Source organism: Burkholderia sp. NRF60-BP8 (assembly GCF_001522585.2).
GTDB lineage: Bacteria > Pseudomonadota > Gammaproteobacteria > Burkholderiales > Burkholderiaceae > Burkholderia.
Window position 1 is genome coordinate 2,883,927 of record NZ_CP013373.1, and the last position, 26,084, is coordinate 2,910,010.

General features: G+C 68.7%; 25 protein-coding genes and 1 riboswitch. Of the genes, 15 read left to right on the top strand and 10 right to left on the bottom strand.

Annotated elements, in window-relative coordinates:
- Window positions 1–68: 68 nt before the first annotated feature.
- Together WS54_RS26955 and WS54_RS26960 are read right to left on the bottom strand one after the other, a co-directional pair.
- The gene (locus tag WS54_RS26955; RefSeq protein WP_034208317.1) at window positions 69–896 is read right to left on the bottom strand and encodes a ferritin-like domain-containing protein; all 828 of its coding nucleotides are present in this window, start codon (window positions 894–896) and stop codon (window positions 69–71) included.
- A 326-nt stretch (window positions 897–1,222) separates the two neighbouring features.
- A complete protein-coding gene (locus WS54_RS26960) occupies window positions 1,223–2,863 on the bottom strand; it encodes a gamma-glutamyltransferase family protein (protein ID WP_034208318.1) in 1,641 nt (546 codons plus the stop codon).
- 211 nt (window positions 2,864–3,074) lie between these two features.
- Between WS54_RS26960 and WS54_RS26965 the strand changes: the two genes are divergently transcribed.
- Both WS54_RS26965 and WS54_RS26975 read left to right on the top strand, forming a co-directional pair.
- Window positions 3,075–3,854 carry a DeoR/GlpR family DNA-binding transcription regulator gene (locus tag WS54_RS26965; RefSeq protein ID WP_034208319.1) on the top strand — a complete coding sequence of 260 codons (780 nt, stop codon included), beginning with the start codon at window positions 3,075–3,077 and terminating at the stop codon, window positions 3,852–3,854.
- 301 nt (window positions 3,855–4,155) lie between these two features.
- A complete protein-coding gene (locus WS54_RS26975; protein WP_006477892.1) occupies window positions 4,156–4,353 on the top strand; it encodes a hypothetical protein in 198 nt (65 codons plus the stop codon).
- 90 nt (window positions 4,354–4,443) lie between these two features.
- Here WS54_RS26975 and WS54_RS26980 read toward each other — a convergent pair whose 3' ends face one another.
- The gene (locus WS54_RS26980; protein WP_034208320.1) at window positions 4,444–4,812 is read right to left on the bottom strand and encodes a hypothetical protein; all 369 of its coding nucleotides are present in this window, start codon (window positions 4,810–4,812) and stop codon (window positions 4,444–4,446) included.
- 162 nt (window positions 4,813–4,974) lie between these two features.
- Between WS54_RS26980 and glpD the strand changes: the two genes are divergently transcribed.
- From glpD to WS54_RS26995, 3 genes are all read left to right on the top strand, one after another.
- Window positions 4,975–6,498, top strand: coding sequence for a glycerol-3-phosphate dehydrogenase (gene glpD, locus WS54_RS26985; RefSeq protein ID WP_059780540.1), 1,524 nt, complete (start codon window positions 4,975–4,977; stop codon window positions 6,496–6,498).
- Between the two features lie 104 nt (window positions 6,499–6,602).
- Complete coding sequence (glpK, locus tag WS54_RS26990; RefSeq protein ID WP_059780539.1) at window positions 6,603–8,105, top strand: glycerol kinase GlpK; 1,503 nt, start codon at window positions 6,603–6,605, stop codon at window positions 8,103–8,105.
- Window positions 8,106–8,185: 80 nt separating this feature from the next.
- Window positions 8,186–8,902, top strand: coding sequence for an MIP/aquaporin family protein (locus WS54_RS26995; RefSeq protein WP_027785355.1), 717 nt, complete (start codon window positions 8,186–8,188; stop codon window positions 8,900–8,902).
- A gap of 198 nt (window positions 8,903–9,100) precedes the next feature.
- Here the strand turns inward: WS54_RS26995 and WS54_RS27000 are convergent, their stop codons facing one another.
- Genes WS54_RS27000 through WS54_RS27010 form a run of 3 tightly spaced genes read right to left on the bottom strand, consistent with a single transcriptional unit; the run spans window position 9,101 to window position 11,784 of the window.
- On the bottom strand, window positions 9,101–10,354 hold the full coding sequence (locus tag WS54_RS27000; protein WP_059780538.1) for an NAD(P)/FAD-dependent oxidoreductase: 1,254 nt from the start codon (window positions 10,352–10,354) through the stop codon (window positions 9,101–9,103).
- A 4-nt stretch (window positions 10,355–10,358) separates the two neighbouring features.
- Window positions 10,359–10,667 (bottom strand): non-heme iron oxygenase ferredoxin subunit, encoded by a 309-nt coding sequence (locus WS54_RS27005; RefSeq protein ID WP_059780537.1) that lies wholly within the window; start codon window positions 10,665–10,667, stop codon window positions 10,359–10,361.
- 34 nt (window positions 10,668–10,701) lie between these two features.
- Window positions 10,702–11,784, bottom strand: coding sequence for a fatty acid desaturase family protein (locus WS54_RS27010; RefSeq protein ID WP_059780536.1), 1,083 nt, complete (start codon window positions 11,782–11,784; stop codon window positions 10,702–10,704).
- Between the two features lie 165 nt (window positions 11,785–11,949).
- Between WS54_RS27010 and WS54_RS27015 the strand changes: the two genes are divergently transcribed.
- The 5 genes from WS54_RS27015 (at window position 11,950) to WS54_RS27035 (ending at window position 16,972) form a co-directional block, all read left to right on the top strand.
- Window positions 11,950–13,014: a LacI family DNA-binding transcriptional regulator gene (locus WS54_RS27015; protein WP_059780570.1), complete on the top strand. Its 1,065-nt coding sequence runs from the start codon at window positions 11,950–11,952 to the stop codon at window positions 13,012–13,014.
- A gap of 143 nt (window positions 13,015–13,157) precedes the next feature.
- Window positions 13,158–14,213 (top strand): hypothetical protein, encoded by a 1,056-nt coding sequence (locus WS54_RS27020; protein WP_059780535.1) that lies wholly within the window; start codon window positions 13,158–13,160, stop codon window positions 14,211–14,213.
- Window positions 14,210–15,037 carry a TIM barrel protein gene (locus WS54_RS27025; RefSeq protein ID WP_059780534.1) on the top strand — a complete coding sequence of 276 codons (828 nt, stop codon included), beginning with the start codon at window positions 14,210–14,212 and terminating at the stop codon, window positions 15,035–15,037. Before WS54_RS27020 ends, WS54_RS27025 begins: the two co-directional genes overlap by 4 nt.
- A 72-nt stretch (window positions 15,038–15,109) precedes the next feature.
- Window positions 15,110–16,096, top strand: a complete 987-nt coding sequence (gene iolG, locus WS54_RS27030) for an inositol 2-dehydrogenase (RefSeq protein WP_059780533.1) — start codon at window positions 15,110–15,112, stop codon at window positions 16,094–16,096.
- Window positions 16,097–16,285: 189 nt separating this feature from the next.
- The gene (locus WS54_RS27035; RefSeq protein ID WP_059780569.1) at window positions 16,286–16,972 is read left to right on the top strand and encodes an HAD family hydrolase; all 687 of its coding nucleotides are present in this window, start codon (window positions 16,286–16,288) and stop codon (window positions 16,970–16,972) included.
- Window positions 16,973–17,063: 91 nt separating this feature from the next.
- Here the strand turns inward: WS54_RS27035 and WS54_RS27040 are convergent, their stop codons facing one another.
- From WS54_RS27040 to WS54_RS27055, 4 genes are all read right to left on the bottom strand, one after another.
- Entirely contained in the window at window positions 17,064–17,294 is a 231-nt protein-coding gene (locus WS54_RS27040; RefSeq protein WP_059780532.1) for a hypothetical protein, read from the bottom strand.
- Between the two features lie 187 nt (window positions 17,295–17,481).
- A complete protein-coding gene (gene ribB, locus WS54_RS27045; protein WP_059780531.1) occupies window positions 17,482–18,192 on the bottom strand; it encodes a 3,4-dihydroxy-2-butanone-4-phosphate synthase in 711 nt (236 codons plus the stop codon).
- Between the two features lie 118 nt (window positions 18,193–18,310).
- A riboswitch (FMN riboswitch) is annotated at window positions 18,311–18,459 on the bottom strand.
- A gap of 208 nt (window positions 18,460–18,667) precedes the next feature.
- Window positions 18,668–19,354 (bottom strand): helix-turn-helix domain-containing protein, encoded by a 687-nt coding sequence (locus WS54_RS27050; RefSeq protein ID WP_034208332.1) that lies wholly within the window; start codon window positions 19,352–19,354, stop codon window positions 18,668–18,670.
- A gap of 212 nt (window positions 19,355–19,566) precedes the next feature.
- A complete protein-coding gene (locus tag WS54_RS27055) occupies window positions 19,567–20,742 on the bottom strand; it encodes an MFS transporter (protein ID WP_034208333.1) in 1,176 nt (391 codons plus the stop codon).
- Window positions 20,743–20,889: 147 nt separating this feature from the next.
- On the opposite strand from WS54_RS27055, the gene WS54_RS27060 reads away from it, so the two are divergent.
- From WS54_RS27060 to WS54_RS27080, 5 genes are all read left to right on the top strand, one after another.
- On the top strand, window positions 20,890–21,822 hold the full coding sequence (locus WS54_RS27060; protein ID WP_059504496.1) for a LysR family transcriptional regulator: 933 nt from the start codon (window positions 20,890–20,892) through the stop codon (window positions 21,820–21,822).
- 215 nt (window positions 21,823–22,037) lie between these two features.
- Window positions 22,038–23,423 (top strand): tRNA (N6-isopentenyl adenosine(37)-C2)-methylthiotransferase MiaB, encoded by a 1,386-nt coding sequence (gene miaB / locus WS54_RS27065; RefSeq protein WP_059780530.1) that lies wholly within the window; start codon window positions 22,038–22,040, stop codon window positions 23,421–23,423.
- Between the two features lie 33 nt (window positions 23,424–23,456).
- Window positions 23,457–24,503, top strand: coding sequence for a PhoH family protein (locus tag WS54_RS27070; RefSeq protein ID WP_034208336.1), 1,047 nt, complete (start codon window positions 23,457–23,459; stop codon window positions 24,501–24,503).
- A gap of 132 nt (window positions 24,504–24,635) precedes the next feature.
- Window positions 24,636–25,412 carry an rRNA maturation RNase YbeY gene (gene ybeY, locus WS54_RS27075; protein ID WP_034208337.1) on the top strand — a complete coding sequence of 259 codons (777 nt, stop codon included), beginning with the start codon at window positions 24,636–24,638 and terminating at the stop codon, window positions 25,410–25,412.
- A gap of 12 nt (window positions 25,413–25,424) precedes the next feature.
- The gene (locus tag WS54_RS27080) at window positions 25,425–26,057 is read left to right on the top strand and encodes a gamma-glutamylcyclotransferase (RefSeq protein WP_059780529.1); all 633 of its coding nucleotides are present in this window, start codon (window positions 25,425–25,427) and stop codon (window positions 26,055–26,057) included.
- The last annotated feature ends 27 nt before the right edge of the window (window positions 26,058–26,084 follow it).

Genomic DNA, 26,084 nt, shown 5'->3' on the forward strand with positions numbered 1-26,084 from the left:
TGGCGTGGCCCCGGTGCGGGTCGGATGAGGATGCGCCAGCCTGCGCGCGACGGGCCGCGCCGCGGCGATCAGCGCAGGAAAACGTGCCGCGTGATCTTCGTGAGCGGATAGTGGACGCCCGGCTGGATCTTCGCGGGCAGATCGAGCGGCTTGAGCAGCATCTTCACGCACATGTCGGCCGACAGGTTGCGCCGCACGAGCCTGCTGATGCGCGCGGCGCGCTCGCGGTTGTATTGGCTGTCGCCGACGCGGTCCGGATAGCGAATCGCGAAGACGTGGCGCAGCGCGATCTCGGAATCCTCGTTCTTGATTTCCATCACGCGGCGCGCGAGGGCCCCGAGCACCGCGAGCCGGCCGTTGCCTTCGACCTGGTTGTACTTCTTGAAGAATTTGAAGAAGTGCTTGTAGTGGCGCACTTCGTCCGTGCGGATGTTGTCGGTGATTTCCTTCAGCACCGGCTCGTCCGAGCATTCGTTGATCGCGCGATAGAGCGTCGCCGTGCCCGTCTCGACGACGCAGCGTGCGACCATTTCGAGTGCGCGGGTTTTTTCGAACGCCTCGACCGAGCAGGTCTTCGAATACTCGGCAAAGAAATTCGCGAAGGCGGTATCCCAGTCGAACTCGGGCCACACGTGCGCGATGTACGCTTTCAGCGCGCGGCCGTGCTGCAATTCTTCGTGCTCCCATGCATTGTTGAGCCATGCGGAGACTTCCGGATCGTCATTGAAGAATTCGCTCAGATTGCTCGTATAGAGATCCGAGCCGCTTTCGATGAACGACGATGCGCACAGCAGCAACAACAGATCCTCGTTCGCGGCGGCACGCTGACGATCGATCCGGTTCAGGTCGATGTCCTCGATACGCCACGGCATCACATGCGTCGTTTTGGTGTCCATGGTGGTGCGCTCCCAGTCGTCGCGCGGAGGCCGGCCCATGCCCGGGGCACAGGCGCCAGCCGATCCGCAGGCGGCGTTTTACATGCGTTTATAGTGAGTCGGTCCGGCCGAACCATCCTGGCATCTTAGCCGGACTTTGACGTTCGTGCTCCAAAGCACTGACCATACCCGACAGGCGCAGTTCCACGGCGTCCGTTGCCGTTCGTTAGACGAGGCCTTCAAACCGCTTGCGCAGCGTCGAGGGCATGCGCCGCCTCAAACGACACGGGCGGCCATTCGGCCGCCCGTGAAGCTGGACAACTGCAAAGGAGGTCGGAAGCGATCCGTCAGAAACCGGCCGCGAGCCCATCGCGCCGGCTGTCGCTCGCGGCCACGTAGCCGCGCTCCGGATCGTCGGGATCGAGGCGCCAGACGAACTGCCCCGAACCGAAATCCATGTAAGGATCGTCGATCGACTTGATCGTGTGGCCGCGGGCAGCCAGCGCGTCGACCGTCGCGCGGTTCATCGTCGCCTCGACGTCGAGCGTGAAGTCGCGGTTGACCTTCCAGCGCGGCGCGCAACATGCGGCCTGCGGCTGCTGGCCATAGCCGAGCATCCGCACGACGGTCTGCAGGTGGCCCTGCGGCTGCATGTCGCCGCCCATCACGCCGAAGCTCATCACGGCCTCGGTGCGGCCGTTGGCTTCCTCGGTGACGAACGCCGGGATGATCGTGTGGAACGGCCGCTTGCCGCCCGCGACGACGTTCGGCGAAGCCGGGTCCATCGAGAAGCCGTGCCCGCGGTTCTGCAGCGCAATGCCCGTGCCGGGCACGACGAGCCCCGAACCGAAGCCCATGTAGTTCGACTGGATGAAGCTCACCATCATGCCGCGTTCGTCGGCCGCCGACAGGTAGATCGTGCCGCCCGAATGCGGGCGGCCGGCGGCGAAGTGCGTCGCGCGTGCAGGATCGATCAGCTTCGCGCGTTCCGCGAGATAGGCGTCGTCGAGCATCTGTTCGGGCGTGACGTCCATCGCGCGCGGATCGGCGACGTAGCGATAGACGTCCGCGAACGCGAGCTTCATCGCCTCGATCTGCAGATGCTGCGAATCGACCGAGTCGACCGGCCATTCGGTCGCGCCCGCGTGCTCGGCGATGCCGAGCGCGATCAGCGCGGCGATGCCCTGCCCGTTCGGCGGGATCTCGTGAATCGTGTGGCGGCCGAAGCGCTTGCCGATCGGCTCGACCCATTCCGGCCGGTACGCACGCAAGTCGGCTTCGGTCAGCGCCCCGCCGCCTTCGCGCGCGAACGCGGCGATACGCTCGGCGAGCGCGCCTTCGTAGAACGCACGCGCACCGTCCTTCGCGAGCGTGCGCAGCGTCTGCGCATGACCGGGCAGGCACATGCGTTCGCCAACGAGCGGCGCGCGGCCGCGCGGCATGAAGGTGTCCGCGAAGCCGGGCAGGCCCTGCAGTTCCGGAACGGCCGCCGCCCACTTGTGCGCGACGATCGGCGACACCGAATAGCCGCGCTCCGCGATCTCGATCGCCGGCTCGAGCAGGTCCGCGAACGGCAGCGAACCGAACTTCGCGTGCAGCGCTTCCCAGCCCGCGATCACGCCCGGCACGGTGACCGTGTCCCAGCCGCGCGTCGGCTGGTTCGCGATGCCGCGCGCGTTGGCGCCGTGGCGCTTGCGGAAGTAGTCGACGTTCCACGCGGCCGGCGCGACGCCCGATGCATTCAGCCCGGACAGCCGCTCGCCGTCCCACACGAGCGCGAATGCGTCGCCGCCGAGCCCGCACGACACGGGCTCGACGACCGTGATCGCGGCGGCCGCGGCCAGCGCCGCATCCACCGCGTTACCGCCCTTCCACAGCATCCGCAGCCCGGCCTGCGCGGCAAGCGGGTGCGACGTCGACACGACGTTGCGCGCGAACACCGGGATGCGGGTCGACGGATACGGGTTGTGCCAGTTGAAATCAGTCATCGATACCACCTCGTCGAAAGCCGAATGAACGCGCCCGCACGAGCGGGCAATCCGCCATTGCAGCGCGATCGGCGCAATCGCACAAATTCATTTGTCACATGAATCCATGCAATTTCTACATGAATCATGTACGCCGAGGGCCGGCTGGCCGGCCGAACGCCGTTGCCGCCCTTACAATACCCGCTCCGTCTCACGACCCGACCATCGAGCCATGACCCGAGATCCCCGCCTCACCCTCAACGCGCGCCAGCAGGAACTGCTCGAATGGGTGCAGCGCGACGGCTTCGTGACCGTCGACGATCTCGCCGCGCACTTCGCGGTGACGCCGCAGACGATCCGCCGCGACGTGAACTGGCTCGCCGACCTGAACCTGCTGCGCCGCTACCACGGCGGCGCGAGCCTGCCGACCAGCTCGGAGAACGTGTCGTATACGGCGCGCCAGCGGATGTTCCACGACGAGAAGCGGCGCATCGCGGCGCTCGCGGCGTCGCACATCCCCGACCAGGCGTCGCTGTTCATCAACCTCGGCACGACGACCGAGGAAGTCGCGCGCGCGCTGAACCGCCATCACGGGCTGCACGTGATCACGAACAACCTGAACGTCGCGTCGATGATGAGCGGCTACCCCGACTGCGAGGTGCTGATCACGGGCGGCATCGTGCGGCCGTGGGACAAGGGCATCGTCGGCGAGCTCGCGATCGACTTCATCCGCCAGTTCAAGGTCGACTACGCGATCATCGGCACGTCGGCGATCGAGGCCGACGGCACGCTGCGCGATTTCGACACGCGCGAGGTGCGCGTCGCCGAGGCGATCATGCAGCATGCGCGCACGGTCTACCTCGTGACCGACCATTCGAAGGTCGGCCGCCCGGCGCTCGTGCGCCAGGGCCATCTGAGCCAGGTGCACGCGCTTTTCACCGACAAGCCGCTGCCGCCCGACATGGCCGACACGGTGGCCGCCGCCGGCACCCAGGTGTACGTCGCGGAATGACGCGCGCGATGCTGCAGCGCACCTGAAACTTCAAGTGAAATCAAGAAGTTGACGCCGCGCGCGGACCGCTCGCGGCGGGCCCTTCTGTCAAACGGAAAATTAACGGGGCACGATTTGTCGTTGCCTGCGCACTCGACTAGACTCCAGTTCCCCGGCCCGTTCGCCGATCCGCCTGTGCCAGGGCGGTGCGAATCGCAGGCCGGCGAATGCAGCTTTTCCCCCCAAGCCATACCCTCGCGGGGTATCGCGCGGCGGCGTGTGCGCCGGCCGCGCGGGCAGTCCGATTGCCATGGAGAGAACGATGCTGAGTCCGCATGAATTCGCCACGCTCTTGCTTGTGAAGGACGCGCCTGATCAGCGCGACATGGATCGGGATGAACTGGACATCCTGCTCGAACAACAGCTCGTCCGCCTGGAAGGCCTCGGCTCGGGACGCAAATACTGCGTGACCGAGACCGGCGACGCCGCGCTGCGATCCATCAAATACCGCTATTCGTAAGCCCCGCCGCTTTGACCCGAACGCGCGGCCGGACTCCGGCCGCGCGTTCGTTCCGGCCTCCCGCCTGCCCGCCGTTCGCCGCCGCCGGCATCAGCCGCCGCGCAGCGTCGGATCGACCGCCGCCCGCCAGCTGATGGCCTGCGCGCGCGCCCCGTTGAAATAGGCGATCCAGCCGGCGCGCGCCGCCGCGTCGGGCGCCACATAGTGGGTCGAAAGTTCGTTTACGAACGCACAATAGTTCGCCTCGGTCAGCCCGCGATACCGTTTCGCGACGTACGCGTCGTACAGCGCCGAGTAGACCGGCTGCGCGTCCGCACCCCAGTCGCGCGCCGCGCCGCCGCACGACGTCTGCAGGTCGACGAACGACGGCGCCCGCCAGTTGCCGGCGAGCGGCGGCATACCCGCGCTGCACCCCGCCAGAAGGACGGCGCCCACGCCGGCCCACATCCCAATACGCATGATTCACCTCGCGAAACGGTCGATTCCGCCAGTATCGTCCGGGATCGGCCGGTGCGCTACTGGCCCCGCTTTTTCGAACTTTACTTTTTCGATTTCGTTCGTTAAATTTCGAATTCGAACATTTCATGTTCGCCCCATTTCAACAGACGATAAGGACAGCAGGTGACCCAACCGAATCGCTACGATCTGCTCGTCGTCGGCGGCGGCATCAACGGCGCGGGGATCGCGCGCGATGCGGCCGGCCGCGGCCTGTCGGTCATGCTCTGCGAGCAGGACGACCTCGCGTCGCACACGTCGTCGTCCAGCACGAAGCTGATTCACGGCGGCCTGCGTTACCTCGAGTACAACGAGTTCGGGCTGGTGCGCAAGGCGCTGCAGGAACGCGAAACGCTGCTGCGCGCGGCGCCGCACATCATGTGGCCGCTGCGCTTCGTGATGCCGCACATGCCGAACCTGCGCCCGGCCTGGCTGATCCGCATCGGCCTGTTCCTCTACGATCACCTCGCGAAACGCGAACTGCTGCCCGGCTCGCGCGGCATCGACATGCGCCGCCATGCGGCCGGCGCGCCGCTGATCGACTCGATCAAGCGCGGCTTCGTGTATTCCGACGGCTGGGTCGACGACGCCCGCCTCGTCGTGCTGAACGCGATGGACGCGAAGGAGCGCGGCGCCGAGATCCTGACGCGCACGAAGCTCGTTTCCGCCGAGCGTCGCGGCGACGCATGGGAAGCGCGGCTGCAGCAGGCCCACGGTTCGATCCGCGTCGTGCATGCCCGCGCGATCGCGAACGCGGCCGGCCCGTGGGTCGGCGAAGTGCTGCACGGCGCGCTCGGCCGCGGCGCGCATCACAGCGTGCGGCTCGTGAAGGGCAGCCACATCATCACGCGCCGCCTGTTCGATCACGACCACGCGTACATCTTCCAGAACCCGGACAAGCGGATCATCTTCGCGATTCCGTACGAGCACGATTTCACGCTGATCGGCACGACCGACGTCGAATACACGAACGATCCCGCGAGGGTCGCGATCGATCGCGACGAAACGCAGTACCTGTGCGATTCGATCAACCGCTACTTCAAGCGCAAGATCTCGCCGGCCGACGTGCACTGGACCTATTCGGGCGTGCGCCCGCTGCTGGAAGACGAGAACGCGGCGAACGCATCGGCCGTCACGCGCGACTATCGCCTCGAGCTCGACGACGGCGCGGGCGCCCCGCTGCTGTCGGTGTTCGGCGGCAAGATCACGACGTTCCGCAAGCTCGCGGAAGAAGCCGGCGACATGCTGTGCCGCGCGCTCGGCCGCGACGCGAAGACCTGGACTGCCGGCGCCGCGCTGCCCGGCGGCGGCATCGCGAACGCGAAGTTCGACGAGTTCGCCGGCGCGTTCGCGAAACGCCATCCGTGGCTGCCCGCCGCACTCGCGCGCCGCTATGCGCGTGCGTACGGCACCCGCGCGGAGCGCGTGATCGACGGCGCGAAGTCGCTGGCCGATCTGGGCGCCGAAATCGCGCCGGGCATCCACGACGCGGAACTGCGCTACCTGCGCGACGCCGAATGGGCGACCTGCGCGCAGGACGTGCTGTGGCGACGCTCGAAGCTCGGGCTGCACGTCGCGCCCGGCACGCTCGATGCGGTGACCGCCGCGGTCGACGCATGGTTCGCCGCCGCGCATGCGCCGCACGCCTGATTCGAATGCTGTTGCAGTTGCCTGACCGACGTTGACTCACCGACGCGCCGCCCACATGCGGCGCGCATCACAACTAAGCCAATCCACGGATGGAGATGAGAGACATGCAGGACCAGTACATCCTCGCGCTTGACCAGGGCACCACGAGTTCCCGCGCGATGCTGTTCGATCGCCAGGGCAATATCGTATCGATCGCCCAGAAGGAATTCGAACAGATCTACCCGCAACCCGGCTGGGTCGAGCACGACCCGCAGGAAATCTGGTCGACGCAAGCCGGCGTCGCCGCGGAAGCCGTCACGCGCACGGGCCTGAACGGCACGTCGATCGCCGCGATCGGCATCACGAACCAGCGCGAAACGACGATCGTCTGGGATCGCGAGACGGGCCAGCCCGTCTACAACGCGATCGTCTGGCAGGATCGCCGCACGGCCGACTTCTGCGATTCGCTGAAGCAGCAGGGCCTCGAAGCGAAGGTGCGCGCGAAGACCGGCCTGCCGATCGACGCGTACTTCTCCGCGACGAAGATCCGCTGGATTCTCGACAACGTGCCGGGCGCGCGCGACAAGGCGCGCCAGGGCAAGCTCGCGTTCGGCACCGTCGACAGCTGGCTCGTGTGGAACTTCACGAAGCACGAGCTGCACGTGACCGACGTGACCAACGCGTCGCGCACGATGCTGTTCAACATCCACACCCGCGAGTGGGACGGCGAGCTGCTCGAACTGCTCGACATCCCGCGCAGCATGCTGCCGGAAGTGAAGGCGTCGTCGGAGATCTACGGCCACACGAAGACCACCGTGTTCGCGTCGAAGATCCCGCTCGCCGGGATCGCCGGCGACCAGCACGCCGCGCTGTTCGGCCAGATGTGCACGACCTCGGGCATGGTGAAGAACACCTACGGCACCGGCTGCTTCCTGATGATGAACACCGGCGACAAGCCGATCGAGTCGAAGAACAACCTCGTCACGACGATCGCGTGGCAGATCGGCGACGACGTGCAGTACGCGCTCGAAGGCAGCATCTTCATCGCGGGCGCGGTCGTGCAGTGGCTGCGCGACGGCGTGGGCCTCATCAAGACGGCCGCGGAAATCGAGGCGCTCGCAGCCAGCGTGCCGCATACCGACGGCGTCTACCTCGTGCCCGCCTTCGCCGGCCTCGGCGCGCCGCACTGGAACGCACGGGCGCGCGGCTCGGTGTTCGGCGTCACGCGCGGCACGAGCGCCGCGCATCTCGCCCGCGCGGCGCTCGATGCAATCGCGTACCAGTCGCTCGACGTGCTGGCCGCGATGGAAGCCGACTCGGGCATCAGCATCGGCGAGTTGCGCGTCGACGGCGGCGCAAGCGCGAACGACCTGCTGATGCAGTTCCAGGCCGACCTGCTCGGCGTCGACGCGGTGCGTCCGCAGATCACCGAGACGACCGCGCTCGGCGCGGCCTACCTCGCGGGCCTCGCGATCGGCTACTGGAAGAACCTCGACGAAGTGCGCGACCAGTGGCAGCTCGATCGCCGCTTCGCGCCGTCGATGCCGAAGGAGCAGGTCGAGCAGCGCATGGCCGGCTGGCAGCGTGCGGTGCGCGCCGCGAAGGCATGGGCCGACGACACGCAGTAACCGCAACACCGTCGAACGAAATACAACAACACCGGCGGACCGCGCAGCGCGCGAGTCCGCCGCACTCTACGAGAGACAACATGTCACCTTATATTGCGGAATTCATCGGCACGGCGATCCTCGTGCTGCTCGGCAACGGCGCGGTCGCGAACGTGCTGCTTGCGAAGACCAAGGGCAAAGGCGCGGACCTGATCGTGATCGTGATGGGCTGGGCGATGGCGGTATTCGTCGCCGTCTACGTGACCGCGTCGTTCAGCGGCGCGCACCTGAACCCGATCGTCACGATCAGCCTCGCGCTCGCGGGCAAGTTCGCGTGGTCGAAAGTCGGCGGCTACGTGCTCGCGCAGATGCTCGGCGGGATGGCAGGCGCGTTGCTCGTGTGGCTCGCGTATCGCCAGCACTTCGCGAAGGAAGCGGATGCGGACCTGAAGCTCGCGGTGTTCTGCACGGCGCCGGCGATCCGCAGCGTCACGCACAACGTGCTGACCGAAGCGATCTGCACGTTCGTGCTGATCCTCGGCGTGCTGTACCTCGCGTCGCCGCAGGTCGGCCTCGGCGCACTCGACGCGCTGCCCGTCGGCCTGCTGGTGCTCGGCATCGGCATCTCGCTCGGCGGCCCGACCGGCTATGCGATGAGCCCCGCGCGCGACCTGTCGCCGCGCATCATGCATGCGCTGCTCCCGATTCCCGGCAAGCGCGACAGCGACTGGCGCTATGCGTGGGTGCCGGTCGTCGGCCCGCTGCTCGGCGGCGCCGCGGCAGCCGGCCTGTATCTGCACCTGCACGCGACGATCTGATCGCGGTTTCGCCCGAGCTGGCGCGCGGCAGCGGTTGCCGCGCGCTGCCGCGCTCTCCGCTCCTTCCCCCGCTTCATTCTCACGTCGTCGTCGGCTGTCGGCGCTCGTCGGTCGTCGTCGGATGCCTGTCGACGGCCATCGCCGTCTTCGTCGCTGTCGACCCGCCTGAGGCCGCGCTCGGGCCGGCACCGCAGCGCGTCACCGCCGATCGCTCGCGGCCGATACCAGCGACTTCAGCTTCACCGTCGCATCCGCGACCGCGCCCGGCGTCACGTCGATCCCGCGCTCGACCAGCATGCGCGCGACGCGCATTTCCTTCGCGAATCCCGCTGCACGGCCGAAGCCGCTCGCCGCGACGAGCCGCTCGCTCGCGTCGAAGTGGAAATGAATCTCGACGTCCTCGCCGAGCATGCGCGCGACCGTGCGCTCGCCGAGTGCCGGTTCGCCGGCCACCTGCAGCTGCGCGTCGTATTGATCGGACCAGAACCACGGCGTGTCGCGATACGGTTCGTCGGCACCCAGCATGTTGAGTGCGGCGACGCGTGCCTGCGTTTCGGCGCCGTGCCAGGTTTCCTGACGCACGAGCCGCCCGGACGACCCGCTCGGGAACACCGCGACATCGCCGGCCGCATAGATGCCGGGCGCCGACGTCTCGAGCCGCGCATTCACGACGATCCCGCGATCGACAGCGAGGCCCGCCGCACGCGCCAGCTCGTCCGCGGGTTCGATCCCGATGCCGGCGACCACGGTATCGGCGATCAGCGTGTCGCCGTCGTCGAGCACGACGGCCAGTGCGCCGTCCGGCCTGCGGGCAATCGCGACGGGCCGGCGGTTCAGGCCGATCGCGACGCCCCGCTGCACATGCAGCGCATGCACGCGTGCCGCGATCGGCTCGGGCACCGCGCGGCCGAGCAGACGCGGCGCCGCATCGAGCACGGTCACGCGGCAGCCGCGCTGCCGCGCCGACGCCGCGACTTCGAGACCGATGAAGCCGCCGCCGATCAGCACGATCCGCGCGTCGGGCACGAGCCGCGCGCCGAGCGCGGCCGCATCGTCGAGCGTGCGCAACGCGACTACGCCGTCGAGCGCCGCGCCCGGCACGCCCAGACGGCGCGCGCGGCCGCCCGTGGCGAGCAGCAGCGCGTCGTAGCCGAACACGTGCCCGCCCGACAAGCGCACTTCGCGTGCGCGCGGATCGATGCGCTCGACGGTCGCGACGATCCGCTCGATACGATCGGCCGCCCATGCGTCGGCATCGCGCAACCGACATTGCACCGCGCTGCGCTCGCCGGTCAACACGCCCTTCGACAACGGCGGCCGCTCGTACGGCAAATGCGGCTCCGCGCCGATCAGCACGATGCGCCCGCGCCAGCCGGACGCGCGCAGCACCTGCGCCGCGCGGCCGCCCGCATGGCCCGCGCCGACGATCGCCATCACCCGGTCGCCCGTCATCGCGTCATACCTCGATCAGGATGCGGCCGTCTTCGATCTTCGCGCGGTAGGTGCGCAGCTTCTCGCACGCAGGCGCCGACAGCGGCCGGCCGTCGCGCACGTCGAAGCGGCCGTTGTGCTTCGGGCATTCGATCACGTGATCGATCACGAGCCCGTCCGCGAGATGCACGTGCTCGTGCGTGCACAGGCCGTCGCTCGCATAAACCTCGCCGTCGATCCGGTAGATCGCGTACGTGCGGCCGGCATGATCGAAGCGCGCGACGTCTTCGTCGTCGATGTCGTCGAGCGCGCCGGTGTCGATCCATTGCGTCATGGTGTGTCTCCTTCGTCGGGATAGTCGATCACTGCTAGGCGCGCGCGGCACCGGGCACCGGCCGCACGACGTAGTCGGACGGGTCGCGCGTCTGCCGGACCAGCGCCGGCACGATCTCCGCATACGCGGCCAGCGTGCTGCGGTACGGCGGCGGCATGTCGGCCTTCACGGCTTCGTGCAGCTTCGGCAGCGCATGGAACGGCACCATCGGGAACATGTGGTGCTCGACGTGATAGTTCATGTTCCAGTACAGGAAGCGGAACACCGGATTCATCATCACGGTCCGGCAGTTGCGCCGGTGATCGAGCACGTTCTCCGGCATGCCCGCGTGCTGCGTGAGGCCGAAATACAGATACAGCCATGCGCCGTAGAGGCTCGGCAGCCCGATGTAGAGCAGCGGCAGGATCGTGCGCCAGTACACCGCGGCGCCCGTCACGAGCACGTAGATCGCGAGATGAATGCGCGACTCGCGCACGACCTTCGGCCATTCCGATTCGGGCACGTAGGTGCGCTCCTCGTCGTCGAGCCGGCCGGTGACCGACACCGCGAGCATCTTGCGCAGCTCGCCGGCCACGTGCTTCAGCGCGACGACGTTCAGCGCGAGCGCGAGCCAGTCGGTCGGCTTCGGCGCGGCGATTTCCGGATCGCGCCCGACGACCAGCGTGTCGGTGTGATGGCGCGCATGACTCCAGCGCCATGCGGTCGCGCGACGGAACACCTGGAACGACGCGACCTGGTACAGCACGTCGTTCATCCAGCGCGTGCGGAACGCGGTGCCGTGCCCGCATTCGTGCCAGCGCGAATCGGCCGGGCTGCAGTAAAGCGTGCCGTACACGAAGAACGCCGGGATCGCCCACGCCGAATGCGCACGCCACGCCAGCCACGCGAGCGCGCCGCTGATCGCGATCGCCGCGTACCAGATCAGCGTGTCGCGAATCGCACGCGCATCGCCGCGCTGCATCAGCTGCTTCATCAACGGCCGCGGCACCGCGCAGCGGTACCACGCGGCGTTCACGAGCCCGGCCGCGTGCGCGCGCTCGCCGGCGCCGCCGATCATTCGGTATTCCTGACGGCGCGCTGCCGTGCTCGCGCGTGCCGGGTCGTCGGTATGGGCCACTTCTGTCTCCTCGGGTTCTCGTGCGCGGCAAGCGCTTCGCAACAAGACCGAAATTAGGCGACCGGCCGCCCCGCCTCAATCGAAACGTTGACGAAATTTCGCCATCGCTTTAGCGTTCCCGACAACGCCACGCGATCGATGGCGCCCCCCACGATGGAGACGACCATGGCAGGTGAATCCGGGCCGCGCTGGCGCAAGCGCACCGCGCGCTTCGACGAGATCGCGGCGCTCGCCGGCGTCAGCACGACGACCGTCGACCGCGTGCTGAACGAACGCGGCAGCGTCTCCGCGCAGGCGCGCGAACGCGTGGTGGCGGCCGCTCGGCAGCTCGGCGTGCCGCGGCAACTGCCCGACACGCGGCACGGGCTGATCCACGTCGACGTGCTGCTGCCCGATACCGACGCGCCGTTCTTCCGCCGGTTGCAGCAGGCGCTGCAGCGCTCGCTGCAGATGCTCGACCGACGCGTGGTCGTGCACCGGACGATCCTGCCCGCCGCCGACGACGAGCGCGCCGCCGCGCTGATCGAACGGCCCGCGTACCGGCGCGCGGCGCTGATCGTCACCGCACACGACACGGCCCGCATGCGCGACGCGCTCGCCGGCGCGATCGCGCGCGGCGAGACCGTCGTCACGATGGTCACCGACATCGGCGGCATCAACCGTGCGCACTTTGCCGGCATCGACAACTATCGCGCCGGACGCACGGCCGGCTACTACATCGGCCGACTCGCGGCGCGCCCCGGCCGCGTGCTGCTGCTCGGCGGCCGGATGGGCTACCGCGCGCACGCCGACCGGATGGCCGGCTGCCGCGACCAGCTCGCCGACGCGTTCGCCGCCGTGCGCTGCGACGACGCGCCGGTCGAGACGCTCGACCAGGACGACCGTTGCTACCGCGCGGTGTCGAAGGCGCTGCAGGCGCACGACGACGTGGTCGCGATCTACAACAGCGGCGCCGGGTCGGCCGGGATCGAAGCGGCGCTGCGCAAGGCCGGTGCGATCGGGCGCGTCGTGTGGATCGGCCACGAGATGATCGACCTGCACCGCACCTTCATCGAAGCCGGCGCGATGGATCTCGCGATCGATCAGGATCCCGACGGTCAGGCGCTTTCCGCGCTGCAGCACGTGCTGCATGCGTGCGGCATCGTCGAACAGCCGCCGCCGGACGACCCGGTCGAATTCCGCGTGTTCTGTCCGGCGAACGTGAGAACGAGCGCGTACCTGCACGCGTGAATCGCGCCGCACGGCGTGCCGCAACCTCGCGACGAAAAAATCGATCGCCGCATTGGCGATATTTCGTCAACGTTTGTCATGCGGCTCGCGCCGCGCATCCGTACAGTGATCAGCCATCAACAGACGACGACGGACAGGAGACGATGGCTGAACCGATCCTCATCGGCGTGAACCTCGACGGCGTGCTGGAGCACGACGGGCTGCCGCCGCCCACGCCCGCCGAGCGCTTCCGGATGGTCGCCGCTGCCGGCGTGTTCGATTACGTCGAAAAGAATCCGGTGCGCGGCGAGGACCTGTCGCCGTATTTCGCGCTGGTCGACCGCCACGCGCTGCCGATTCGCGTGATCGGCGGCATCTGGCGTGCGGGCCGCGACGAAGCGCACGTCGCCGAGATCGTCGCGGCAGGCGCCCGCTTCGGCAGCACGGTGCTCAACTGCCAGTTGTTCGCGCACCACGCGGACGGCCATCCGCTGTCGGATCGCGAAGTCGCCGATTTCTACCTGCGCGCCTACGCGTGGGGCGAGCCGGTCGGCTGCCTGCCGAGCCTCGAAGTGCACGTCGACATGTGGAGCGAGCATTTCGCGCGCGTGGCGCGCGTCGCACGGCACGTCGAGCAAGCCGGCGCACCGTTCCGGATCACGCTCGATCATTCGCACCTGCTGTTCAAGATCGGCAATCGCGCCGAACTCGACGCAGCGGGCCTGCGCGAGTCGGCCGACGGCGGCCGCGCGATGCTCGACCCGGCATCGCCCGCCGCGATCTACGCCGACTGGATCGCGCGCGGCTGGGTCCGGCACGCGCATGCGCGCAGCGTGACGCCGAACAACCCCGACAACCGCTGGATGCGCCGCGCGGACGGCAGGCCCGGCCGCGGCATCCAGTATCCGTTCGTCGCACCCGCGCCGGGCGCCTATCACGGCGAATGGCGGGCGGCGTCGCTCGATCCGTGGAAAACCGCGCTGCGCCAGTTGCTGCGCGCGCAAGCGCAGGCTCCCGCCGACGCGCGGCCGGCACGCCTCGAACAGATCAGTTGCGAGTTCATTCCGTTTCCCGACTATGGCGGCGGCGCCCGCTATTCGATCTTCGACAACAACGTCGCGTGCGCGCAATGGCTGCGCGACGCCTGGCAAGCGCTTGCCGCGCATGCCGACACCCGATCCGGACCCTGCCCCACTCGAGCCCCAAGGACAGAACGATGACGCAAGCCTTCCACTTTTCGCTGAACCGGATGAGCGCGCCGCGCTTGCCGCTCGACCGCTACGTCGCGCTGTGCCGCCGCCTCGGCGTCGATGCCATCGAGATCCGCAACGATCTCGATGGCGTCGAGCTCGCCGACGGCACGCCGGCGGCCGCCGTACGCGCAACGGCCGAAGCCGGCGGCGTGACGATTCTGACGATCAACGCGCTGCAGCGCTTCGAGCAATGGAACGCCGAGCGCGCGGACGAGGCGACCGCGCTGGCCGACTACGCCGCACAATGCGGCGCGCGTGCGCTGGTACTGTGCCCGACCAACAGCCGCGGCGACACGCGCGGCGCGGACGCGCGCCATGCGGATCTCGTGACGGCGCTGCAGGCGTTGAAGCCGATCCTCGACGCGCGCGGCCTGCTCGGCTTCATCGAGCCGCTCGGTTTCGAGGAGTGCGCGCTGCGCCGCAAGTCGGACGCGGTGAAGGGCATCTACGCGGCGGCGGGCGAATCGGTGTTCCGGCTCGTGCACGACACGTTCCATCATCACCTCGCCGGCGAAGACATTTTCTTCCCGAACCTGACGGGCCTCGTGCACCTCTCGGGCGTCGAGGAAACCGACCTGCCGGTCGACCGCATGCGCGACGGCCACCGCGTGCTGGTCGGCGGCGCCGACCGGCTCGGCAACATCCGGCAACTGCGCGCGCTGCTCGCGCGCGGCTACCGCGGCGCGTTGTCGTTCGAGCCGTTCGCGAGCGAGATCGCCGAAGCCGGCGACATCGAGGACCGGCTGCGGGCGAGCATCGACTATGTGCGCGACGCGCTGGCGGATCGCTGAGCGGACGGTCGTGACGGTGCGCGACCCACGCCGGCGCGTATCGTGAAAAAGCATCATCCCAAGGAGCACGAAATGATCGAATTCGCTTTGTTCGGCGCGGGCAGAATCGGCAAGATCCACGCGGCGAACCTCGCGCGCCATCCGGGCGCGACACTGAAGTACGTGATCGACCGGCACGCGCCGTCGGCGGAAGCCCTCGCCCGCGCGCATGGCGCTCGAGCCGCCGACATCGAGCGCGCGCTCGGCGATGCGTCGGTGCGGGCCGTCGTGATCGCGTCGAGCACCGACACGCACGCGGACCTGATCGTCGCGGCCGCGAACGCGGGCAAGGCGGTGTTCTGCGAGAAGCCGGTCGACCTCGCCGTCGAACGCGCGCGTGCGTGCGCGGACGTCGTGCGGCGCACCGGCGTGACCTGCATGATCGGCTTCCAGCGCCGCTTCGACCCGACCTTCGCGGCGCTGAAGGCGCGCGTCGAGCGCGGCGAAATCGGCGCGCCGGAAATGCTGGTCGTCACGAGCCGCGATCCGGGCGCGCCGCCGGCCGACTACATCCGCAGCTCGGGCGGCATTTTCAAGGACATGCTGATCCACGACTTCGACGTGTTCCGCTGGATCCTCGGCGACGAAGCGCAGACGCTGCACGCAACGGGCAGCTGCCTGACCGATCCGGCCGTGCGCGACGCCGGCGACATCGATTCGACCGCCGTGACGATCCGCACGCGGCGCGGCTTGCTGTGCCAGATCAACACGTCGCGGCGCGCGGCCTACGGCTACGACCAGCGCTTCGAGCTGCTCGGCAGCCGCGGGATGCTGCAGGCCGGCAACGTGCGGCCGACCGAGGTCAGCGCATGGCTCGCGGGCGGCATCGCGACGGACGTGCCGGAGCCGTTCTTCCTCGAACGCTACCGGCACGCATACGCGGCCGAGATCGCGCATTTCGTCGACGCGCTGCGCGACGGCACACCGGTCCGGACGACGATCGACGACGGGCTCGCCGCGCTCGAACTGGCCGAAGCCGCGACGACGTCGTGGAAAACGGGGCGCGCGATCGAGCTGTGACGCAGCACACGACGGCGGCGATCCGGGCAAGCGGGCCGCCGCCACGCGATCGGCGGCGCGACCGGCACGGCGTGCCGCACCGGCACGGCCGCATCGGGCAAATTTGCCGCTACGTCGCGCGGCCTGCGCGCGAAAGCACGTATGATGGCGAATCGATCGGCGTCGCCGATCTCCCGCGTTTTCATCACCATGCTCGATCACCTCATCTGCGACTGCGACGGCGTGCTCGTCGACAGCGAAGTCATCGCCGACCGCGTGCTGCTCGACACGCTGTCCGCCACGTTCCCGAACCTCGATTTCGAAGCCGCCGCGAAGTCGGCATTCGGCCAGCAGACGTCGCGCTTCCTCGCCGGCATCGAATCCCGCTTCGGGATCGAGATGCCCGCCAACTTCATCGAGACCATCGAGCACAACATCGAAGTCGCGCTCGCGCAATCGCTCGCGCCGATCAGCGGCGTGCGCGACGCGCTGCTGAAGATCGCGCTGCCGGCCGCCGTCGTGTCGAACAGCCGGCTCGTGCGCGTGCGCAGCTCGCTGAAGCGCGCATCGCTCACCGAGATCTTCGGCGAGCGCGTGTTCAGCTCCGAACAGGTCGCGCGGCCGAAGCCCTACCCCGACGTCTACCTGCATGCGGCGCGCACGCTCGGCGTCGAGCCGGCACGCTGCATCGTCGTCGAGGACAGCATTTCGGGGTTGAATGCCGCGCGGGCGGCCGGGATGAAGACGATCGCGTTCGTCGGCGCGAGCCACATCCCCGACAACTACGCGGACGCGCTGCGCGCGATGGGCATCACGCGGATCATGCGCAGGATGGACGAACTGCCGGCGCTCGTCGAAGCCGGCATGCGCGGAGAATTCGGCGACGTGCCGTGGTGACGGGCGGCGCAGCCGCGGGAATGGCGACCGCGCCGTAATGTAAAGGCGATGGGCGGAACGCGGCAGCGCATTCCGCGTGCTGTGCCGATGGTTATTGGCCGAACGGACGCAGCCAGTGCTCCGGCACCCCGTCCCATTCGGTCACGAACGGCATCGGCGTCGGACGGGCATTCTCGCGCCAGCCCCCCAGCCAGTTGGCAAGCAGGTTCAGGAGCGTGCCGGGCTTGCAAGCGGGCAGGCTCGGCATCGGCATCGGCTTCCCGTTCGACCAATCGAAACCGCCGCTCACATGACCGCATTCGACCGCATTGATTTCACGCATCTGGTATTTCCTCCGTTGATTGACTGACCGCCCCGCCCGGATAGGGCGCCGGGCGGATCCAGGCCCGAAGCAGGCCGGACAATCGACGGCCGGCATGCTTCGGAGTCCGGTAGTCTAGGAGGTCGCCCTCATGCCGGACATCGGAGAACGTCCATTTCCGCAGGGTCGCGTGCGCGGTGCGGCGTCGTCACGCCGGCTCGCAGCAGCGTTCGCGCGCCGCCGCCAGCGCCTCGCGGAACTCGACGAGTTCCGCGATCGTCAGCATCGGCAGCCCGTGCCGTTGCGCGAAGCGCTCGACGTCGTCGCCGCGCGTCATCGTGCCGTCCGGATTCATCAGCTCGCACAGCACGCCGGCCGGTTTCAGTCCCGCGAGAATCGACAGGTCGACCGTGCCTTCGGTGTGACCGCGGCGCGCCAGCACGCCGCCCGGTTGCGCACGCAACGGAAACACGTGGCCGGGGCGCACGATGTCGTACGGCTTCGCATCGTCGGCGATCGCCGCGCGGATCGTCGTCACGCGATCGGCCGCCGACACGCCGGTATGCACGCCTTCGCGCGCCTCGATCGACGCGGTGAACGCGGTGCCGTTGCGGCTTTCGTTGGTCTGCACCATCGGCGGCAGCTCGAGCGCGCGCACCGTGTCGTCGGTCAGGCACAGGCACACGATGCCGCTGCACTCGCGAATCAGCAGCGCCATCGTCTCGGGCGTGATGCGCTCGGCGGCGACGATCAGGTCGGCTTCGTTCTCGCGGTCGTGGTCGTCCTGCAGCACGACCGCGCGGCCGGCGCGCATCGCGTCGAGCGCAGCGGCGATGCGCGGCGGCACCGGTTCGGAATCCAGCAGCGGGAGATCGGCAAAGGCGTCGGCAGGCGCCGACGAAACGGACATCAAGGACATGTGAAACGCTCCTCGCAAATACGATTTGGGCGAAAAACGTTTCAGGGCATTGCAAACAGACAGAACGACAACCCGCTTCGCATGCAGCGCGAAGCGGCCCTGACGGACATGACTATCTGCACATCTTCTCTCATCCGGACTGTGACCGTCGGCTCTGGCATTCGACCAGATCTGCTGACCCCGCGCGGATGCGCGGGCGCTCGCGGGCTCGCCGGCTTACGCCGGCCTACCGCCGGTGGGGAATTTCACCCCGCCCTGAAGACGCACTGATTGCCGGACGGGAACGCCCCGTCATCGGCGGGCCAAGCATACAACAGCCGCGCGCGACGCGCAGCGAACGACCGGTAAAACCTTACTGACGACTCCGTCTAACGGCCTCGTCCAAACGGCCGGCGGACCCACCCGCGACGCCGCGACGGCCGGCGAAGCGACGCCGCGACGGCCGGGAAACGCAGTCGCGCCGCGCGGCGCGCGATCAGTTGGCGGCGGCGTGCGCCGCGTCCGGCACGAGCCAGCGCGGCGGCACCTCGGGGCTCACCGTCACGCGGAACGCACGCGCTTCGCTGTCGCCCGGGTTGCGCAGGCTGTACGGCTGGTCGGCATCGAACACGATCGCATCGCCGGTCGCGAGCAACTGGCGGCGGTCGTGCACGCTGACCTCGAGCGTGCCTTCGCTGACGACGAGGTTGACCGTCGTGCCGGGTGCGCGGCGCGTGCCGGGTTCCGTATGCAGCGGCGCGATCCGCAGTTCGTGGAATTCGGCCGCGGCCGGCTCGCCTTCCGGGTACAGCGCACGTGCCGAGAAGCGGCCGTTCGAGCTGACCACGCGCGACGCGCGCTCGGCCGCCAGATGCTCGAAACCGTTCACCGCATGGCGCCGCAGGAACGCGGCGACCGACACCTTCAGCGCCGCCGCGATCTTGCAGAGCACCTTGATCGACGGCACGCTGCGCGCCGATTCGATCTGCGCGAGCATCGCGCGCGACACGCCGGACAGCCGCGCGAGCGCATCGAGCGACAGTTGCCGCTCGGCGCGCAAGCGCGCCAGGTTCACGCCGACGACCTGCTCGAGCGCGTCGAGCGACGCGGACGCGCGCAGGTCGGCGGCATTGCCGGACTCGAAGGAAGACACGTCGCGCACGAGCGCCAGGGATGAAGACATAGCATGGCCTCCGGGCCGCCGCGCGGCCCTGCATAGGGGGTAAGCCGGAATCGGGTTGCGCCGGTCGTGGCGCGTATCGAGACGCTATCACCCGCCCTTGCACGGGCAAACGAAGTTATCTTCACACCGTTATCAGCATCGCGGAGGAATGCGTTTCTCGCGAACCTTTTCCTGCCGCCATGGCGTCGCCGCGCAAGGCGCCGCGGCGCCGCTCACTGCGCCGCCTGCGCCGCGCCGCGCGCCGGGCCGCGCGCATCGAGCCGCATCGCGAGCCACGTGACGACGAGCGCCGCGAACGTCACCGCGACCGCGACCCACGGCAGCGCATCGAGCGCGAAGCCGTGTTCCAGCGCGAGGCCGCCGAGCCATGCACCGCCCGCATTGCCGACGTTGAACGCGCCGATGTTCAGCGTCGACGCGAGATGCGGCGCGCTCGCGGCCTTCTCGACCACGCGCGCCTGCAGCGGCGGCACCGTCGCGAACGCGGCGATCCCCCAGACGAATACGGTGACGGCGGCCGCGACCGGCAGGTGGCTCGTCTTCGCGAACGCGGCCATCACGGCCATCAGCGCGACGAGGATCGCGATCAGCGACGGCATCAGCGCGCGGTCGGCGAGCTTGCCGCCGATCGTATTGCCGATCGTCAGCCCCGCGCCGAACAGCACGAGGATCAGCGCGACCGCGCGCGGCGAATAGCCCGACACGGTCTCGAGAATCGGCGCGATGTAGGTGAACACGACGAACACGCCGCCGAAGCCGAGCACGGTCATCAGCAGCGCGAGCCATACCTGCGGCTCCTTCAGCACGCGCACTTCGTGGCCGAGGCCGACCGGCCCGCCGTCGTGGCGGTTCGGCACGAGCGCGGCCACGCCGCCGAGCGCGAGCACGCCGAGCGCGGCGACGATCCAGAACGACGCGCGCCAGCCGAGCAACTGGCCGACGAACGTGCCGAACGGCACGCCGAGCACGTTCGACAGCGTGAGCCCGGTGAACATCAGCGCGATCGCGCTCGCGCGCTTGTCGGCCGGCACGAGCGACGCGGCGACCACCGCGCCGATGCCGAAGAACGAGCCGTGCGCGAACGACGTGACGACGCGCGCGACCATCAGCATCGCGTAGCCGGACGCGGTCGCGCACAGCACGTTGCCGACGATGAAGATCGCCATCAGCACCTGCAGCGCGGCCTTGCGCGGCATGCGGCTCGTCAGCACCGCGAGCAGCGGCGCGCCGACCGCGACGCCGAGCGCGTAGCCGGTGACGAGCAGGCCGGCAGACGGCAGCGACACGGCCAGGTCGTGCGCGACGTCGGGCAGGAGGCCCATGATGATGAATTCGGTGGTGCCGATGGCGAAGGCGCTGATCGCGAGCGCCAGTAACGGAAGGGGCATGACGTTCTCCGGAAGGCGGCGGCCGCGGCGCCGGTTCGGTGCCGCACCGCACAAGAAAGCGGGATGTGCGCGCATTGTCCCGAAGACGCCTATATTTGATAATTGGCGTGGCATTTGAACCATTTTCAAATATCTCTGGAAAATCGCATGGACCGACTGGGCGACATCCGGCTGTTCGTCGAGGCGGCGGAACTGGGCAGCCTGTCCGCCGCCGGGCGCAAGCTGAACCTCACGCCGGCCGCCGCGAGCGCGCGGCTCGCGAAGCTGGAGGCGAAGATCGCGACGCGGCTGTTCGAACGCTCGACGCGGCAATTGCGGCTCACCGACGAAGGCAAGCTGTACCTGAACTGCTGCCGCCAGGCGCTGCAGGCGCTCGACGACGCGGACGCGATGCTGCAGGAAGGCCGCAACGTCGTGAGCGGCAAGGTGCGGCTGTCGTCGACGTCCGATTTCGGCCGCCACCAGCTGCTCGACTGGCTTCACGAATTCACGACGCTGCATCCGGGCGTCACGTTCTCGCTGACGGCGTCCGATTCGTCGTCGAACCTGTGGCAGGACGAGATCGACCTCGCGATCCGCTTCGCCGCCCCGCCCGACGGCGCGCTGATCGCCCGCCGGCTCGCGACCAACCGGCGCGTGCTGTGCGCGGCGCCGTCGTTCGTCGAGCGTCATGGCGTGCCGGCCGATCCGCACGATCTGGCCCGCTTTCCGTGCAACGTGATCACGATCGCGTCCGGCCCGATGAACACCTGGCACTTCACGCGCGGCGACGAAGTGCAGATCCACACGGTGCCGGTGTCGACCGCGTTCGAGACCAACGACGGCGGCCTCACGCGCGAATGGACGCTGCGCGGCCACGGCATTGCGCTGAAGTCGCTGTGGGACATCGCCGACGACGTCCGCGCGGGCCGGCTGCGCGTGCTGCTGCCCGACTGGCGGCACCAGGATGCGCCGCTGCACGCGATCTATCACAGCAAGCGCTACATGGCGCCGCGCGTGCGCGTGCTGCTCGATTTTCTCGCCGAACGCTTCGCGCGCGAGGAAGCGGCGCTCGACGACTTGCTGAACGCGTGCCGCTGACGGCCGTCCCGCCGCCATGTAGGGGTCGGCCCCCCCCGAGCCGGCGTCGCGCGCCCGCAACCGGGCGGCCGTCCGTCGCGGCGTGAAAAGCTATAATGGAAGGCTTTCCCGACGGCCTTTCCTGCTCGCAGCGCGCGGTTCGCGCGCCGCGCACGGCCGTCCCGACCCACTCTTGACGACGCCCCCAGGTCAACCACTGCGAACGGCGAATCCCCATGACCAAGAAAGTTTACGTAAAGACCTTCGGCTGCCAGATGAACGAGTACGACTCGGACAAGATGGTGGACGTGCTCAACGCGGCCGAAGGCCTCGAAAAGACCGACACGCCGGAAGACGCGGACATCATCCTGTTCAACACGTGCTCGGTGCGCGAGAAGGCGCAGGAGAAGGTGTTCTCCGATCTCGGCCGCGTGCGCGAGCTGAAGGAAGCGAAGCCGGGCCTCCTGATCGGCGTCGGCGGCTGCGTCGCGAGCCAGGAAGGCGCGTCGATCGTGTCGCGCGCGCCGTACGTCGACCTCGTGTTCGGCCCGCAAACCCTGCACCGCCTGCCGCAGATGATCGACGCGCGCCGCGCGAGCGGCCGCGCGCAGGTCGACATCACGTTCCCCGAAATCGAGAAGTTCGACCACCTGCCGCCCGCGCGCGTCGAAGGGCCGAGCGCGTTCGTGTCGATCATGGAAGGCTGCTCGAAGTACTGCAGCTACTGCGTGGTGCCGTACACGCGCGGCGATGAAGTGTCGCGCCCGCTCGACGACGTGCTGACCGAAATCGCCGGCCTCGCCGACCAGGGCGTGCGCGAAGTCACGCTGCTCGGCCAGAACGTGAACGCTTATCGTGGAAAATTCGGTGGTGCGCTGACGGCCGGCTCGTCGGACATCGCCGATTTCGCGACGCTGATCGAATACGTCGCCGACATCCCCGGCATCGAGCGGATCCGCTACACGACGTCGCACCCGAAGGAATTCACGCAGCGCCTGATCGACACCTACGCGAAGGTGCCGAAGCTCGTGAGCCACCTGCACCTGCCGGTCCAGCACGGCTCCGACCGCATCCTGATGGCGATGAAGCGTGGCTACACGGTGCTCGAATACAAGTCGGTGATCCGCAAGCTGCGCGCGATCCGCCCCGATTTGTCGCTGTCGACCGACATGATCGTCGGCTTCCCCGGCGAGACCGAGGAAGATTTCGACAAGATGATGGCGCTCGTGCACGAGATGAGCTACGACACCAGCTTCTCGTTCATCTACAGCCCGCGCCCGGGCACGCCGGCCGCGAACCTCGCCGACGACACGCCGCGCGAAGTGAAGCTCAAACGCCTGCAACATCTGCAGGCGACGATCGAGGAGAACGTCGCGCACATCAGCCGGTCGATGGTCGGGAAGGTCGAGCGGATCCTCGTCGAGGGCCCGTCGCGCAAGGACCCGAACGAACTCGCGGGCCGCACCGAGAACAACCGGGTCGTGAATTTCCCGGCGCCGCTCGCGTCGCACCCGCGCCTGATCGGTCAGATGATCGACGTGAAGATCAACCATGCGTACCCGCACTCGCTGCGCGGCGAGCTCGTGCTCGTCAGCGACGACGCGAGCGCGGCCACCCACTGACCGACCGACGCCCGACAGGAGCCCGACGCTACTTTGAAGACCGTCCAAGCACTGGAATTCACCGCCCCGCGCGACGACAACGCGCGCCTCGCCAACCTCTGCGGCCCGCTCGACGAAAACCTGCGGCAGATCGAACAGGCGCTCGACGTCACGCTCGCGCGGCGCGGCCACCGGATCACGATCCGCGGGCGCGGCGCCAAGCTCGCGCTCGCCGCGCTCGAAAACTTCTACAACCGCGCGCGCGATCCGCTGTCGGTCGACGACATCCAGCTCGCGCTGGTCGAAGTGCGCCACACGGCCGGCAACGGCCGCCAGGAACCGCTCGACGTGCGCTTTCGCGGCGACCCCGACCATCCGTTCGACGAACCCGTCGTGCAGATCGACGCGGACGAGCCGGACGAAGAACCGGCGCCGAAGCTCTACACGCGGCGCGCCGACCTGCGCGGCCGCACGCCCGCCCAGCGCGAATACCTGAAGCAGATCCTGTCGCACGACGTGACGTTCGGCATCGGGCCGGCCGGCACCGGCAAGACCTATCTCGCGGTCGCGTGCGCGGTCGACGCGCTCGAGCGCGACCAGGTCAAGCGGATCGTGCTGACGCGCCCGGCCGTCGAGGCCGGCGAGCGGCTCGGCTTCCTGCCGGGCGATCTCGCGCAGAAGGTCGACCCGTACCTGCGGCCGCTGTACGACGCGCTGTACGACCTGCTCGGCTTCGACAAGACGGCCAAGATGTTCGAGCGCCAGATGATCGAGATCGCACCGCTCGCGTACATGCGCGGCCGCACGCTGAACCACGCGTTCATCATCCTCGACGAGGCGCAGAACACGACGCCCGAGCAGATGAAGATGTTCCTCACGCGGATCGGCTTCGGCTCGAAGGCGGTCGTGACCGGCGACACGAGCCAGGTCGACCTGCCGCGCGGCCACAAGAGCGGCCTCGTCGAGGCGCAGCAGGTACTCGGCGGCGTGCGCGGCATCGCGCTCACGCGCTTCACGAGCGCGGACGTGGTGCGCCATCCGCTCGTCGCGCGCATCGTCGAGGCGTACGACGAATTCCACGCGCAGCACCAGGACGGCTGAGCGGCGGCGCGCTGCCCCGGCCTGCCGGCCCGGCCCGCCAGACGGCGCGCCGGGCTTTTTTTCGCCCGGGCGAATTCGGGCGCGATCGGCCGTTTGGTGTATCCTCAACGCGTCCCAATCGCCGCACGCGTCATGAAATCCTCTCGTTCCCGCAAATCCGGCCGCGCCTCGTCCGCCGCGTCCGACTCCCCCCGCCTTTCGCTGTTCGACGCGAAGGGCAAGGCCCGGACCGTCAACGCACAAGGGCTGCGGATCGACTTCCCGGACGGCCGCAGTCTGATGTTCGACCTGTCGGGCAGCTCCGGCGACGCGGCGGTCGCGATCGTCGCGCAGCACAACGATCCGGCGATGCGCGCGAAGCTCGCGCTGCAGCCCGAGCACTACGACAGCGTGACGCTGCACGTCGGCGCCGAATTCGCTCCGCGCGAGGACGACCCCGAAGACGAGCCGCGCGCGCTGGAATTCGACCTGTCCGTGCAGTACGGCGACGAGATCACGAGCGAGCTGCGCAAGACGCTGCCCAAGCGCAAGCTGATCGCCGAATGGATCGAGCCGGCGCTGTTCGCGAGCGCGCAGTTCACCGTGCGCTTCGTCGGCGAAAACGAAGGCCGTACGCTGAACGCCGGCTACCGCCACAAGGACTACCCGACCAACGTGCTGACCTTCGCGTACGACCCGGCGCCCGACGGCACCGTGATCGGCGATCTCGTGCTGTGCTGCCCGGTGGTCGAGAAGGAAGCGCACGACCAGGGCAAGCCGCTCATGGCCCATTACGCGCACCTGCTGGTGCACGGCGCGCTGCACGCGCAGGGCTACGATCACGAGACGAGCGACGAGGACGCGGCCGAAATGGAAGCGCTCGAAGTCGACATCCTCGCGAAACTGGGTTTCCCGAACCCGTACCAGTAAGCGTTCCGCCCGATGCGTCACGCCGCGATGCTGCCGCCCGCCTACCCGCCGTCGATCGGCGAAGGCCGTCTGCTGACGGAAGACGAGCTCGCGGCGTCGCTCGCGCATACGATGCGCGACTGGGACGGCCGGCAGGATCTCTGGCTGTTCGGCTATGGCTCGCTGATCTGGAACCCCGGGCTGCCGACCGTCGCCGCCGTGCGCGGCAAGGTGCACGGCTATCACCGCGGGCTCTACCTGTGGTCGCGCGTGAACCGCGGCACCCCCGAACGGCCGGGCCTCGTGCTCGCGCTCGATCGCGGCGGCTCGTGCGCGGGCATCGCATTCCGGCTCTCTGGGCCGACCGCGCAGCCGCACCTCGAGACATTGTGGAAGCGCGAGATGCCGATGGGCTCGTACCGGCCCGCGTGGCTGCCGTGCTCGCTCGAGACCGGCGAACGCGTGACCGCGCTCGCGTTCGTGATGCGCCGCGACGCACCGACCTATACGGGCAAGCTGACCGACTCCGTCGTGAAGGAAGTGTTCGGCTGCGCGGCCGGCCGCTACGGCACGACGCTCGACTACGTGAGCCGCACGGTCGACGCGCTGCGCGCGAGCGGCATCCCCGACCGCGCGCTGGAAGGGTTGCTGGCGCGATGCCGATGATTCGACCCGACATCCGGGCTGCCGCGT

Bases quoted from the DNA above. Each gene is read 5' to 3' on its own strand.
- WS54_RS26955 (WP_034208317.1), bottom strand. From the start codon at position 896: ATGGACACCAAAACGACGCATGTGATGCCGTGGCGTATCGAGGACATC.
- WS54_RS26960 (WP_034208318.1), bottom strand. From the start codon at position 2,863: ATGACTGATTTCAACTGGCACAACCCGTATCCGTCGACCCGCATCCCG.
- WS54_RS26965 (WP_034208319.1), top strand. From the start codon at position 3,075: ATGACCCGAGATCCCCGCCTCACCCTCAACGCGCGCCAGCAGGAACTG.
- WS54_RS26975 (WP_006477892.1), top strand. From the start codon at position 4,156: ATGCTGAGTCCGCATGAATTCGCCACGCTCTTGCTTGTGAAGGACGCG.
- WS54_RS26980 (WP_034208320.1), bottom strand. From the start codon at position 4,812: ATGCGTATTGGGATGTGGGCCGGCGTGGGCGCCGTCCTTCTGGCGGGG.
- glpK (WP_059780539.1), top strand. From the start codon at position 6,603: ATGCAGGACCAGTACATCCTCGCGCTTGACCAGGGCACCACGAGTTCC.
- WS54_RS26995 (WP_027785355.1), top strand. From the start codon at position 8,186: ATGTCACCTTATATTGCGGAATTCATCGGCACGGCGATCCTCGTGCTG.
- WS54_RS27000 (WP_059780538.1), bottom strand. From the start codon at position 10,354: ATGACGGGCGACCGGGTGATGGCGATCGTCGGCGCGGGCCATGCGGGC.
- WS54_RS27005 (WP_059780537.1), bottom strand. From the start codon at position 10,667: ATGACGCAATGGATCGACACCGGCGCGCTCGACGACATCGACGACGAA.
- WS54_RS27015 (WP_059780570.1), top strand. From the start codon at position 11,950: ATGGCAGGTGAATCCGGGCCGCGCTGGCGCAAGCGCACCGCGCGCTTC.
- WS54_RS27020 (WP_059780535.1), top strand. From the start codon at position 13,158: ATGGCTGAACCGATCCTCATCGGCGTGAACCTCGACGGCGTGCTGGAG.
- WS54_RS27025 (WP_059780534.1), top strand. From the start codon at position 14,210: ATGACGCAAGCCTTCCACTTTTCGCTGAACCGGATGAGCGCGCCGCGC.
- iolG (WP_059780533.1), top strand. From the start codon at position 15,110: ATGATCGAATTCGCTTTGTTCGGCGCGGGCAGAATCGGCAAGATCCAC.
- WS54_RS27035 (WP_059780569.1), top strand. From the start codon at position 16,286: ATGCTCGATCACCTCATCTGCGACTGCGACGGCGTGCTCGTCGACAGC.
- WS54_RS27040 (WP_059780532.1), bottom strand. From the start codon at position 17,294: ATGCGTGAAATCAATGCGGTCGAATGCGGTCATGTGAGCGGCGGTTTC.
- ribB (WP_059780531.1), bottom strand. From the start codon at position 18,192: ATGTCCTTGATGTCCGTTTCGTCGGCGCCTGCCGACGCCTTTGCCGAT.
- WS54_RS27050 (WP_034208332.1), bottom strand. From the start codon at position 19,354: ATGTCTTCATCCCTGGCGCTCGTGCGCGACGTGTCTTCCTTCGAGTCC.
- WS54_RS27055 (WP_034208333.1), bottom strand. From the start codon at position 20,742: ATGCCCCTTCCGTTACTGGCGCTCGCGATCAGCGCCTTCGCCATCGGC.
- WS54_RS27060 (WP_059504496.1), top strand. From the start codon at position 20,890: ATGGACCGACTGGGCGACATCCGGCTGTTCGTCGAGGCGGCGGAACTG.
- miaB (WP_059780530.1), top strand. From the start codon at position 22,038: ATGACCAAGAAAGTTTACGTAAAGACCTTCGGCTGCCAGATGAACGAG.
- ybeY (WP_034208337.1), top strand. From the start codon at position 24,636: ATGAAATCCTCTCGTTCCCGCAAATCCGGCCGCGCCTCGTCCGCCGCG.
- WS54_RS27080 (WP_059780529.1), top strand. From the start codon at position 25,425: ATGCGTCACGCCGCGATGCTGCCGCCCGCCTACCCGCCGTCGATCGGC.